Genomic DNA, 13,343 nt, shown 5'->3' on the forward strand with positions numbered 1-13,343 from the left:
GAAAAACAGCGTTTTTCCTGGCGCAGCGGCAACCTGCCATATCTCCCACGCCCCACGCCTTTGTGATACCATCCGGCAGTTTCCAGGGCCGCTCGTTGAGGCGGCCTTCATTGCGCAGATCCATGGCTCAACTCATTGATTTGTCGTAAGTCGTCGCACCCCTTTGCGTGCGGCGGCGAGCTTCGTTCGTCCTACGAGGGAAACGACGAAGTTTCACCAGAAAAAGGAATCAGGCTTCTCATGGGCGAACTGGCCAAAGAAATCCTCCCGGTCAATATCGAAGACGAACTGAGACAGTCTTACCTCGACTACGCGATGAGCGTGATTGTCGGGCGTGCGCTGCCCGATGCGCGTGACGGCTTGAAGCCCGTGCATCGCCGCGTTCTCTACGCGATGAGCGAACTGGGCAACGACTGGAACAAGCCGTACAAGAAGTCCGCGCGTGTGGTCGGTGACGTCATCGGTAAGTACCACCCCCACGGCGACATTGCGGTCTACGACACCATCGTGCGTATGGCCCAGCCCTTCTCGCTGCGTTACCTGCTGGTCGATGGCCAGGGCAACTTCGGTTCGGTCGACGGCGACAACGCCGCGGCCATGCGATACACCGAAGTGCGCATGGCCAAGCTGGCCCACGAGCTGCTGGCCGACCTGCACAAGGAAACCGTCGACTGGGTGCCCAACTATGACGGCACCGAGCAGATTCCGGCGGTCATGCCGACCAAGATCCCCAACCTGCTGGTCAACGGTTCCAGCGGTATTGCCGTGGGCATGGCGACCAACATCCCGCCGCACAACCTGGGCGAGGTCATCGACGGCTGCCTGGCGCTGATCGACAATCCCGAGGTGTCGATCGATGAGCTGATGCAGTTCATCCCCGGTCCCGATTTCCCAACTGCCGGCCTGATCAACGGCCGCCAAGGCATCATCGAGGCCTACCGCACCGGCCGTGGCCGCATCTACATGCGCGCCCGCTCCGAGATCGAGGACATCGACAAGGACAAGACCGGCGGTCGCCAGCAGATCGTCGTCACCGAGTTGCCGTACCAGCTGAACAAGGCGCGGTTGATCGAAAAAATCGCCGAGCTGGTCAAAGAGAAGAAGATCGAAGGCATCACCGAGCTGCGCGATGAGTCCGACAAGGACGGCATGCGCATCGTCATCGAGCTGCGTCGCGGCGAGGTGCCGGAGGTGGTGCTCAACAACCTCTATTCGCAGACCCAGCTGCAGAGCGTGTTCGGCATCAACATGGTTGCGCTGATCGACGGCCGTCCGCGTCTGCTCAACCTCAAGGACCTGCTCGAGGCGTTCGTCCGCCACCGCCGTGAAGTGGTGACCCGCCGTACCGTGTTCGAGCTGCGCAAGGCGCGTGAACGTGGGCACATTCTTGAAGGTCAGGCGGTTGCGCTGTCCAACATCGACCCGGTGATCGCCCTGATCAAGGCCTCGCCAACCCCTTCCGAGGCGAAGGAAGCCTTGGTCAGCACTGCCTGGGAATCCAGCGCCGTGCAGGTCATGGTCGAGCGTGCCGGTGCCGATTCCTGTCGTCCGGAAGACCTGCCGGAGCAGTACGGCCTGCGTGATGGCAAGTATTACCTTTCGCCGGAACAGGCCCAGGCTATCCTGGACCTGCGCCTGCACCGCCTGACCGGCCTGGAGCACGAGAAGCTGCTGGCCGAGTACCAGGAGATTCTGGAGCAGATCGGCGAGCTGATCCGCATCCTGAGCAGCGCCGAGCGCCTGATGGAAGTGATCCGCGAAGAACTCGAAGCGATCCGCGCCGAGTACGGCGATGCCCGTCGCACCGAAATCCTCAACGCCACCCACGACCTCAGCTACGGCGACATGATCCCGGAAGAAGAGCGCGTGGTGACCATTTCCCACGGCGGCTATGCCAAGACCCAGCCGCTGTCCGCCTACCAGGCCCAGCGCCGTGGCGGCAAAGGCAAGTCGGCCACTGGCGTGAAGGATGAGGATTACATCGAGCACCTGCTGGTCGCCAACAGCCACGCCACCCTGCTGCTGTTCTCCAGCAAGGGCAAGGTGTACTGGCTCAAGACCTACGAGATTCCCGAAGCGTCCCGCGCCGCCCGTGGTCGTCCGCTGGTCAACCTGCTGCCACTGGAAGAAGGTGAGCGCATCACCGCCATGCTGCAGATCGACCTCGAAGCCCTTCAGCAGAACGCCGATGGCGACGAAGAGCTGGAGGATGCCGACGACACCGTGCTCGAAGGGGAAGTGATCGAGGCCGAGGAAGTCGACGAAGAAGACGGCGACACCCCGGAATGGGTGGCAGAGCCGACCGGCGCCTACATCTTCATGGCCACCGCCTCCGGTACCGTGAAGAAGACCCCGCTGGCCCAGTTCGCCCGTCCGCGTTCCAGTGGCCTGATCGCCCTGAAGCTCAAGGAAGGTGACACCCTGATTGCCGCGGCCATTACCGACGGCGCCAAGGAAGTCATGATGTTCTCCGACGCCGGCAAGGTGATCCGCTTCGCCGAAAGCGTGGTGCGCGAAATGGGCCGTACCGCCCGTGGTGTTCGCGGCATGAAACTGGGCAAAGGGCAGCAGGTGATCTCCATGCTGATTCCTGAGTCTGGCGCGCAGATCCTCACCGCCTCCGAGCGTGGTTTCGGCAAGCGTACCCCGCTGTCCAAGTTCCCCCGTCGCGGCCGTGGCGGCCAGGGCGTCATCGCCATGGGTACCAAGGGGCGTAACGGTCTGTTGATCGGTGCGATCCAGGTGCAGGAAGGCGAAGAGATCATGTTGATCTCTGACCAGGGCACCTTGGTGCGTACCCGTGTGGGTGAGGTCTCCAGCCTGGGCCGTAACACCCAGGGTGTGACCCTCATCAAGCTGGCAACCGACGAGACGCTGGTGGGCCTGGAGCGAATTCAGGAACCGTCCGAAGATCCCGATGAGCTGATCGACGGGGACGAGGAGGGCGTCGAGGTCGATGCGCTGGATGCAGTCGACGACGGTGGTGCCGCCGAAGAGGCGCCACAGGAGTAACTCAGCGCAACACCCCCGAACGGGGCGACCATGGTCGCCCCGTTTGACTGATTACAGCAGGCAGCGTCCTCAAGGGCGGTGCACTACCTGAGGGCGCGGGTAAGCCCGCTCCTGCAGGGTTCTCGGCAGTATCGAAGATTGTAGATTTGTACTATTTGGCAGAGCGAGAGTGGATGTGAGCAAACGAGCCTTTAACTTCTGCGCAGGCCCTGCCGCGCTTCCTGACGCTGTCCTGCAGCGTGCCCAGGCCGAAATGCTGGACTGGCGTGGCAAGGGCTTGTCCGTGATGGAGATGAGCCATCGCAGCGACGACTACGTGGCTATCGCCGAAAAGGCCGAGCAGGACCTGCGCGACCTGCTTTCCGTCCCCTCCAACTACAAAGTCCTGTTCCTGCAGGGTGGTGCCAGCCAGCAGTTTGCCGAGATCCCGCTGAACCTGCTGCCTGAAAACGCCACGGCCGACTACATCGAGACTGGCATCTGGTCGAAGAAGGCCATCGAAGAGGCGCGCCGCTTTGGTCACGTCAACGTCGCGGCTAGCGCCAAGCCTTACGATTACTTGGCTATCCCAGGTCAGAACGAGTGGAACCTGACCAAGAACGCTGCCTATGTCCACTATGCGTCCAACGAGACCATTGGTGGTCTGCAGTTCGACTGGGTTCCGGAGACCGGTGACGTCCCTCTGGTGGTCGACATGTCGTCCGACATCCTGTCGCGCCCGATCGACGTCTCCCAGTACGGCCTGATCTATGCCGGTGCGCAGAAGAACATTGGTCCGAGCGGCCTGGTGGTGGTGATCGTGCGCGAAGACCTGCTCGGTCGCGCCCGTAGCCATTGCCCGACCATGCTCGACTACAAGGTCGCAGCTGACAACGGCTCGATGTACAACACCCCGGCCACCTATTCCTGGTACCTCTCGGGCCTGGTATTCGAATGGCTCAAGGAGCAGGGCGGTGTCGAGGCCATGGAGCAGCGCAACCGCGCCAAGAAGGACCGCCTGTACGGTTTCATCGACGGTAGCGAGTTCTACACCAACCCGATCAGCCACAATGCCCGGTCGTGGATGAACGTGCCGTTCCGCCTGGCCGACGAGCGCCTGGATAAAGCCTTCCTGGCCGGTGCTGATGCCCGTGGCCTGCTCAATCTCAAGGGCCATCGTTCGGTCGGCGGCATGCGCGCCTCGATCTACAATGCCCTGGGTCTTGAGGCGGTCGATGCCCTGGTGGCCTACATGGCCGAATTCGAGAAGGAGCACGCTTGATGTCCGATCAGGAACTCAAGGCGCTGCGCGTACGCATCGACAGTCTCGACGAGAAAATCCTCGAGCTGATCAGCGAGCGTGCCCGTTGTGCCCAGGAGGTGGCCAAGGTCAAGACCGCCTCCCTGGCTGAAGGCGAGAAGCCGGTGTTCTACCGGCCCGAGCGCGAGGCTGCTGTGCTCAAGCGCGTCATGGAGCGCAACAAGGGGCCGCTGGACAATGAAGAAATGGCGCGGTTGTTCCGCGAAATCATGTCTTCCTGCCTGGCCCTGGAAGAGCCTCTCAAGGTTGCTTACCTCGGCCCTGAAGGCACCTTCACCCAGGCCGCGGCCATGAAGCACTTCGGTCATGCCGTGGTCAGCCGCCCGATGGCTGCCATCGATGAAGTGTTCCGTGAAGTGGCGGCAGGTGCCGTCAACTTCGGCGTGGTGCCGGTGGAAAACTCCACCGAAGGCGCGGTCAGCCATACCCTGGACAGCTTCCTCGAGCACGACATGGTGATCTGCGGCGAAGTCGAGCTGCGCATCCACCATCACCTGCTGGTGGGCGAGAACACCAAGACCGACAGCATCACGCGCATCTATTCCCACGCCCAGTCCCTGGCCCAGTGCCGCAAGTGGCTGGACGCGCACTACCCGAATGTCGAGCGCGTGGCGGTGTCCAGCAACGCCGAGGCCGCCAAGCGGGTCAAGGGCGAGTGGAATTCGGCGGCCATCGCCGGCGACATGGCGGCCAATCTGTACGGCCTGACTCGCCTGGCCGAGAAGATCGAGGACCGCCCGGACAACTCCACGCGCTTCCTCATGATCGGCAACCAGGAAGTGCCGCCTACCGGCGACGACAAGACCTCGATCATCGTCTCGATGAGCAACAAGCCAGGTGCTCTGCACGAGCTGTTGGTGCCTTTCCACGAGAACGGCATCGACCTGACCCGTATCGAGACCCGTCCGTCGCGCAGCGGCAAATGGACCTACGTGTTCTTCATCGACTTCGTCGGCCATCACCGTGATCCGCTGATCAAGGCGGTGCTGGAGAAGATCAGCCAGGAGGCTGTGGCGCTCAAGGTGCTGGGGTCCTATCCGAAGGCGGTGCTTTGATAGAAAACCTTTGGTTTTCGCGCGGTACCTGTGGGTGCGGCCTTGTGTCGCGATGGGCTGCCCTGCAGCCCCCTGCGGTCTCACTGACTGGCATAGTTTCTAAACAGGGTTCGCACTCGTGGTAGATGCAGTTACAACCAAACCCGCGCCGATCATCGGTCGCCTGGTCGTCGTAGGCCTGGGCTTGATCGGCGGGTCATTCGCCAAGGGGCTGCGCGAAAGCGGCCTGTGCCGGGAGGTGGTCGGCGTCGACCTGGATGCCCAGTCGCGTAAGCTGGCCGTTTCGCTCGGCGTGGTCGATCGCTGCGAGCAAGACCTCGACGCTGCCTGTGTCGGCGCCGATGTGATCCAGTTGGCCGTCCCCATCCTGGCGATGGAAAAGGTCCTGGCCCATCTCGCGCGCCTGGACCTGGGTGATGCAGTGATCACTGATGTGGGCAGCGCCAAGGGCAATGTGGTGCGTGCTGCGCGTGAGGCCTTTGCCGGACGCCTGTCGCGTTTCGTCCCGGGTCACCCGATCGCCGGCTCCGAGCAGAGCGGGGTGGAGGCCTCCAATGCCGCACTCTTCCGCCGCCACAAGGTTATCCTCACGCCGCTGCCGGAAACCGACCCGGCCGCCGCGGCCCTGATCGACCGCCTGTGGCGCGCGCTGGGTGCCGATGTGGAACACATGCCGGTGGAACGCCATGACGAAGTCCTGGCTGCCACCAGCCACCTGCCGCACCTGCTGGCGTTCGGTCTGGTCGATTCCCTGGCCAAGCGCAATGAAAACCTGGAGATCTTCCGGTACGCTGCGGGAGGCTTCCGCGATTTCACGAGAATCGCCGGCAGTGACCCGATCATGTGGCACGACATCTTCCTCGCCAACCGCGAGGCTGTCCTGCGCACCCTGGATACATTTCGCAGCGATCTCGACGCCTTGCGCGACGCGGTCGATGCAGGGGACGGGCACCAGCTGCTGGGTGTATTCACCCGCGCCCGGGCTGCCCGCGAGCATTTCAGTAAAATCCTGGCCCGCCGGGCCTATGTGGACGCTATGAACGCCAACGATCTGATTTTCCTGGCCCAACCTGGTGGCCGCCTGTCCGGACGGATCCGCGTTCCGGGCGACAAATCGATTTCCCATCGCTCGATCATGCTTGGCTCGCTGGCCGAAGGCACCACCGAGGTCGAAGGTTTCCTCGAGGGCGAGGACGCCCTGGCAACCTTGCAGGCCTTCCGTGACATGGGGGTGGTCATCGAAGGCCCACACCATGGCCGTGTGACCATCCACGGCGTCGGCCTGCACGGCCTCAAGCCGCCGCCTGGCCCGATCTACTTGGGTAACTCCGGAACTTCGATGCGTCTGCTGTCGGGCCTGCTGGCTGGCCAGCCGTTCGATGTCACCATGACCGGCGATGCCTCGCTGTCCAAGCGCCCGATGAACCGTGTGGCCAACCCGCTGCGCGAGATGGGTGCAGTGGTCGAGACCGGCCCTGAAGGCCGTCCGCCGCTGACCATCCGTGGCGGCCACAAGCTCAAGGCGCTCAATTACACGCTGCCGATGGCCAGTGCCCAGGTCAAATCCTGCCTGCTGTTGGCTGGCCTGTATGCTGAAGGCACCACGACCGTCACCGAGCCTGCGCCGACCCGCGACCACACCGAGCGCATGCTGCGTGGCTTTGGCTATGCGGTCGAGACCAATGGCCCGGTCGCTTCGCTCACGTCGGGTGGCAAGCTCAGCGCAACCCGCATCGAAGTACCGGCGGACATCTCCTCGGCGGCGTTCTTCCTGGTCGCGGCGTCCATCGCCGAGGGTTCGGAATTGGTACTCGAGCACGTCGGCATCAACCCGACCCGTACCGGCGTCATCGACATCCTGCGCCTGATGGGCGGCGACATTACCCTGGAAAACCAGCGTGAGGTTGGCGGCGAACCGGTCGCGGACCTGCGCGTGCGCGGCGCCAAGCTCAAGGGTATCGAGATCCCCGAGCACCTCGTGCCGCTGGCGATCGATGAATTCCCGGTGCTGTTCGTGGCTGCAGCCTGCGCGGAAGGGCGTACCGTGCTGCGCGGCGCCGAGGAGCTGCGCGTCAAGGAATCCGACCGCATCCAGGTCATGGCCGACGGACTGCTGACCTTGGGCGTGAAGTGCGAGCCGACCCCCGATGGCATCATCATCGACGGTGGCCAGATCGGCGGTGGCGAAGTGCATGGTCACGGTGACCACCGCATCGCCATGGCCTTCAGTGTCGCCTCGCTGCGTGCCAGCGCGCCGATCCGCATCCATGACTGCGCCAACGTCGCCACGTCCTTCCCGAACTTCCTGGCGCTGTGCGCCGAGGTTGGTATTCGTGTCGCAGAAGAGGGCAAGTCGTGAGCTCGCAAGCGCCAGTCATCACCATCGACGGGCCAAGCGGTTCGGGCAAGGGCACGGTCGCGGGCATTCTGGCCCGCGAGCTGGGCTGGAGGCTGCTTGATTCCGGCGCCCTGTACCGCCTGCTGGCGTTCAATGCCGTCAACCATGGCGTCGACCTGACCAACGAAGAGTTGCTCAAGGCCTTGGCCGCCCATCTGGATGTGCAATTCGTCGCCGCCGAACCGGGTAAGCTGCAACAGATCATCCTCGAGGGTGAGGATGTCAGCAACGTGATCCGCACCGAAACCGTCGGCGCCGGCGCCTCGATGGTCGCTTCGCTGCCAGCGGTGCGTGAAGCGTTGCTGCAGCGTCAGCGCGCCTTCCGCGAAGCGCCTGGCCTGATCGCTGACGGTCGCGACATGGGCACCGTGGTCTTCCCGGACGCGCCCTTGAAAGTGTTCCTCACCGCCAGCGCGGAGGAGCGTGCACGGCGTCGCTATTTGCAGTTGAAGGGCAAGGGTGATGATGTTAGTCTGGCGAGTCTGCTAGATGAGATTCGTGCGCGCGATGAGCGTGACACCCAGCGTGCGGTGGCCCCGCTGAAACCAGCGGCCGATGCCATCCAACTGGACTCCACCGAGTTGTCCATCGAGCAGGTGTTGCAACGTATCAGGAGCGAGCTCGCCCAGCGCGATCTGCTCTGATAGCCAGGAGAACAGGCAGGGGCACCAGTCAACGTCCTGCCGGTTTTCCTTTATATGAACGAAACCCACATTGTCTGGAATGTGGCTATGGGCGTCTGTTTCGCCCGAATCTACAGGAATTAAAATGAGCGAAAGCTTTGCAGAACTCTTTGAAGAAAGCCTGAAAACCCTCAATCTGCAGCCGGGCGCGATCATCACCGGTATCGTTGTCGACATCGACGGCGACTGGGTTACCGTTCACGCTGGTCTGAAGTCCGAGGGCGTCATCCCGCTCGAGCAGTTCATCAACGAAGCTGGCGAGCTGACCATCAAGGTCGGTGACGAAGTTCACGTTGCGCTGGACGCGGTCGAAGACGGCTTTGGCGAAACCAAGCTGTCCCGTGAAAAAGCCAAGCGCGCCGAGTGCTGGATTGTTCTGGAAGCAGCTTTCGCCGCCGAAGAAGTGGTCAAGGGCGTTATCAACGGTAAGGTTAAGGGCGGCTTCACTGTCGACGTTAACGGCATCCGTGCGTTCCTGCCGGGCTCCTTGGTTGATGTCCGCCCAGTGCGCGATACCACCCACCTGGAAGGCAAAGAGCTGGAATTCAAGGTCATCAAGCTGGACCAGAAGCGCAACAACGTTGTCGTTTCCCGTCGCAGCGTGCTGGAAGCCGAGAACAGCGCCGAGCGCGAAGCCCTGCTGGAAACCCTGCAGGAAGGCCAACAGGTCAAGGGTATCGTCAAGAACCTCACCGACTACGGCGCCTTCGTGGACCTGGGCGGTATCGACGGCCTGCTGCACATCACCGACATGGCTTGGAAGCGCATCAAGCACCCGTCGGAAATCGTCAACGTTGGTGACGAAGTCGATGTTCGCGTCCTGAAGTTCGACCGTGAGCGCAACCGCGTTTCCCTGGGTCTGAAGCAAATGGGCGAAGATCCGTGGGTTGCCATCACCTCGCGCTACCCAGAAGGTACTCGCGTACAGGCTCGCGTTACCAACCTGACCGACTACGGCTGCTTCGCTGAGCTGGAAGAAGGCGTTGAAGGTCTGGTACACGTTTCCGAAATGGACTGGACCAACAAGAACATCCACCCGTCGAAAGTCGTTCAGGTTGGCGACGAAGTGGAAGTCATGGTTCTGGACATCGACGAAGAGCGTCGTCGTATCTCCCTGGGCATCAAGCAGTGCAAGTCCAACCCATGGGAAGACTTCTCCAGCCAGTTCAACAAAGGTGACAAGATCACCGGTACCATCAAGTCGATCACCGACTTCGGTATCTTCATTGGCCTGGACGGCGGCATCGACGGTCTGGTTCACCTGTCCGATATCTCTTGGAACGAGTCCGGCGAAGAAGCCGTACGTCGCTTCAAGAAGGGCGACGAGCTGGAAACCGTCATCCTGTCGGTTGATCCAGAGCGCGAGCGCATCTCCCTGGGTATCAAGCAACTGGAAGACGATCCGTTCTCCAACTTCGTTGCTCTGAACGACAAGGGTGCAATCGTTAAGGGTATCGTCAAGGAAGTTGACGCCAAAGGCGCCATCGTTACCCTGGCCGACGACATCGAAGCTACTCTGAAGGCTTCCGAAATCAGCCGTGACCGCGTTGAAGACGCGCGTAACGTCCTGAAGGAAGGCGAAGAGATCGAAGCCAAGATCATCAGCGTCGACCGCAAGTCCCGCGTTATCAGCCTGTCCATCAAGTCGAAGGACGACGCTGAAGAGCGCGAAGCTATCCAGAGCCTGAAAAACGCCGCTCCGGAAGCTGCTGCCGACACCACCATGGCTGCGCTGCTGCGCGAAGCTATGGCCAAGCAGAACTAAGTTCTGTTTGATCGGTAAAAAAGGGCGACTTCGGTCGCCCTTTTTTGTGTTCGCAAAAAACAAGTAGACGACACCGTCGCGCTCGCGCGCCATTTCTGTCGGCGTTGGCGAAGCCTGCGATGGGCTGCAAAGCAGCCCCAGAATCATTCCGCCTTCGTCAAATCAACTCGCTGCACCCCGTAGTGGCAATTAAGCCAATCCCTCCTGGCCATCCTTTGTCTCAACCTCCCTGCAATCTTGAATTTTTTTATTAAGTCAAGATGCACCCTGTTCAAATCCATCGGGGCGTGCTACAAACTGGTTAAGCAATGATCTAGCTGCTTGATAACGAAGGGAAAAATATGACGAAGTCGGAGCTGATCGAACGTATTGTCACCCATCAAGGGCTGCTCTCGTCCAAGGACGTGGAGTTGGCCATCAAGACCATGCTTGAACAGATGTCACAGTGCCTAGCCACGGGTGATCGCATCGAGATCCGGGGTTTTGGCAGCTTTTCTTTGCACTACCGCTCACCGCGGGTAGGGCGTAACCCCAAGACCGGCCAGTCGGTGAATCTTGAAGGCAAGTACGTGCCGCACTTCAAGCCCGGCAAGGAGCTGCGTGATCGGGTCAACGAAGAAGAAGACCACGTCTCGCACTGATTGAAGAAGGAACAGCCTGATGCGTAACCTCAAGCGCGCCGTGGCGGCGTTGTTCGTGCTGCTGCTGGCGGCGGTGGTCCTGTTCTTCGTCCTGGAGAACCAGCAGGCCGTGTCCCTGGTGCTGTTCGGTTGGGCAGCGCCTGCAGTCCCGGTAGCAGTACTGGTGATTGCCGCACTGGTCGTCGGCCTGGCAGTCGGACCATTGCTTGGCGCCTATGGTGTCCTGCGCAGCAAGCGCAAGATCCGCGCCTCGGCCCGCCAGGCGGCCCTTTCCGGCAATTAAGCCTCAACGCGATCTTCTGCGCTGGCGGGGCTGCTTTGCAGCCCTTTCGCGACACAAGGCCGCTCCTACAGGTACTGCACAGCTTTCAGGCTCGACGCTGATGCTGTAGGAGCGGCCTTGTGTCGCGAAAGGGGTGCGAAGCGCCCTCAGCATTACCTCTGCCACCGCATACCAAAGGCAAGGCACGAATCTCGAAAGGACGGGCAATCAGAGAGTCATCCTACACTCCCCCGGGTAACTCACGATGTGACAGTAACTGAAGCGCATGGGGTAATAGTGCACTTCGTTGCCCGCACTCGAAAGGTCCCAACGGAATGGACTACCCCAAGCTTTCGCACCACGGCGGTACTCGCGCTGTCACCGGTTCCTGTCATCAACTCCACCTCGACGACACCATCAGCCTGCTGATCGATTGCGGTATCGAGCAAGGTGTCGACGCCTCACCTGACGCGCAAAGTGCTCCACTCGGCTTCGATATCAGCGGCATCCAGGCGTTGATCATCACCCACGTCCACCTCGACCATGTCGGCCGTATCCCCGCACTGCTGGCCGCCGGCTTTCGCAGCCCGATCCTCCGCAGCGAGCCCTCCGCAAAGCTTCTGCCGCTCATCCTCGAAGACGCCTACCGGCTTGGCATCAGCCGCGAGCCCGTCCAGGTTGCACGCTTTCTGGAACTCGTGAATCGCCTCATTACTCCGTCGCCGTTCGGGCAATGGCACGACATCGTCGATCATGACGGTGTCCAGTGCCGCATCCGCTTGCAGCGCGCCGGACATCTACTGGGCTCGGCCTATGTCGAATATGATGTCCGTCATTCGCGGCAGGGCGCCAGCACCCGCGTGGTCTTTTCCGGAGACCTCGGTGCGCCTGACAATCCCTTGCTATGCCCTCAACAGCCGCCCGAGCGAGCCGACCTGCTGGTGCTCGAAAGCACCTATGGCGACCGCCTGCACCCGAATCGCAGTGAGCGCCAGCAGCGGTTGACGTCCGCCATCGATCGCGCGCTTGCAGACCTCGGTACGATCCTCAATCTGGCGTTTAGTCTGGGGCGTACCTAGGAGCTGCTTTATGAGCTCGAGGACATTCTCCACCGCAAGGCGCTTCTAAGTGGTGAGGAGAAAGGCGGTGATGACCCTGTGGACTGGTCCCGGTTGCCGATCATTCTCGACTCCCCCTTGGCCCAGCGCGTTACCCAGGCCTACCGGGAGTTGCATCGTTACTGGAATGCGGAGGCTCAGCAGCGTTTGGGCGCAGGGCGCCAACCGCTGGGTTTCAACCAGCTCGTCTGTGTCGATAGCCACACCAAACACCTGCAGGTCGTCAACTACCTCAAGAGCACCGGGCGACCGGCGATTGTGATTGCCGGGAATGGCATGTGCTCCGGCGGGCGGATCGTCAATTACCTCAAGGCGATGCTGGGTGATCCGCGGCATGAGGTGTTGTTTGTGGGGTACCAGGCCAAAGGTACCCCTGGGGCGATCATCCAGGCCGGGCGAAGTGAAACGGTCGAAATGGAGGGTGAAAGGTATGAGATCCGCGCGAAGGTGATGACGTTGGAGGGGTATTCGGGCCATGCTGACCAGGCAGGGTTGGTGCGGTTTGCGCTGGGGCAGGGCGTGCCGGCGAGGCGGATAGTGCTTGTGCATGGGGAGAGGAGTGCCAAGCGGGCTTTGGCTCGTGCTCTGAGGCAGCGCTATGCAATGGTTGGGCGCATGGTGGACGTTTCGTTTCCAGGGTGATTGCTGTCAGGAGTGGTAGACAAAATAAATTAAACATCTCCCCCGCCTGGTGTGTGCATCCCTCGTTGAAACGGGTCTCACCTCTCATCCCGATACATTTCAAAAACGTTGAAACTGGGGCGGGGATTACACGCGTGAAGCAGCGCGCCAAGGGGGCTTTCAGCCACTTGACCCTCGCAAGTGCTATGACTACAACAAACACACCGACGTCAGTTGCCAGAGCAACGATGCTGCTTGACTGATTGCCGAACGGACACTGGTTGCCGATCTGCTTGAAACCCAAGGAGGTCTTAGCGTGCCGCCGCGCCACTGTCGACGGACGCTGCTCAAGACCTGCTAGCCTTGCATCATGATCGGTTGTTCACCATGAGCTAGGCATAGGCATGGTTCGTTGAGGCGCACACACTCGCTCGCGGACTGACGGCATGATTTTGTCTCCGCCCTCCTAAAGGCGTGAAGTCTATCGA

Annotated in this window: 8 protein-coding genes and 2 pseudogenes; all 10 read left to right on the forward strand. The window is 61.4% G+C overall.

The window, feature by feature from the left end; genetic code table 11:
• The first annotated feature begins 240 nt into the window (after window positions 1-240).
• A complete protein-coding gene (gyrA, locus tag ABOA88_RS11870) occupies window positions 241-3,012 on the forward strand; it encodes a DNA gyrase subunit A (RefSeq protein WP_367851129.1) in 2,772 nt (923 codons plus the stop codon).
• Between the two features lie 175 nt (window positions 3,013-3,187).
• Window positions 3,188-4,273, forward strand: coding sequence for a 3-phosphoserine/phosphohydroxythreonine transaminase (serC, locus tag ABOA88_RS11875; RefSeq protein WP_168166382.1), 1,086 nt, complete (start codon window positions 3,188-3,190; stop codon window positions 4,271-4,273).
• Complete coding sequence (gene pheA, locus ABOA88_RS11880; RefSeq protein WP_023379266.1) at window positions 4,273-5,367, forward strand: prephenate dehydratase; 1,095 nt, start codon at window positions 4,273-4,275, stop codon at window positions 5,365-5,367. Before serC ends, pheA begins: the two co-directional genes overlap by 1 nt.
• A 118-nt stretch (window positions 5,368-5,485) precedes the next feature.
• Window positions 5,486-7,726: a bifunctional prephenate dehydrogenase/3-phosphoshikimate 1-carboxyvinyltransferase gene (locus ABOA88_RS11885; protein WP_196169494.1), complete on the forward strand. Its 2,241-nt coding sequence runs from the start codon at window positions 5,486-5,488 to the stop codon at window positions 7,724-7,726.
• Window positions 7,723-8,409 carry a (d)CMP kinase gene (gene cmk / locus ABOA88_RS11890; RefSeq protein WP_196169493.1) on the forward strand — a complete coding sequence of 229 codons (687 nt, stop codon included), beginning with the start codon at window positions 7,723-7,725 and terminating at the stop codon, window positions 8,407-8,409. The genes ABOA88_RS11885 and cmk overlap by 4 nt, the downstream gene beginning before the upstream one ends.
• Window positions 8,410-8,533: 124 nt before the next feature.
• Window positions 8,534-10,213: a 30S ribosomal protein S1 gene (rpsA, locus tag ABOA88_RS11895; protein WP_043206589.1), complete on the forward strand. Its 1,680-nt coding sequence runs from the start codon at window positions 8,534-8,536 to the stop codon at window positions 10,211-10,213.
• A gap of 341 nt (window positions 10,214-10,554) precedes the next feature.
• Complete coding sequence (ihfB, locus tag ABOA88_RS11900; RefSeq protein WP_367851130.1) at window positions 10,555-10,854, forward strand: integration host factor subunit beta; 300 nt, start codon at window positions 10,555-10,557, stop codon at window positions 10,852-10,854.
• Between the two features lie 19 nt (window positions 10,855-10,873).
• Entirely contained in the window at window positions 10,874-11,137 is a 264-nt protein-coding gene (locus tag ABOA88_RS11905) for a LapA family protein (RefSeq protein WP_367851131.1), read from the forward strand.
• Between the two features lie 314 nt (window positions 11,138-11,451).
• Window positions 11,452-12,876, forward strand: a pseudogene (locus tag ABOA88_RS11910) (MBL fold metallo-hydrolase RNA specificity domain-containing protein).
• Window positions 12,877-12,940: 64 nt separating this feature from the next.
• Window positions 12,941-13,213 (forward strand): annotated as a pseudogene (locus tag ABOA88_RS11915) (IS5/IS1182 family transposase); the annotation flags it as partial.
• Window positions 13,214-13,343 lie beyond the last annotated feature (130 nt).

The organism is Pseudomonas sp. PKS (assembly GCF_051913525.1).
Classification (GTDB): Bacteria; Pseudomonadota; Gammaproteobacteria; order Pseudomonadales; family Pseudomonadaceae; genus Aquipseudomonas; species Aquipseudomonas guariconensis_D.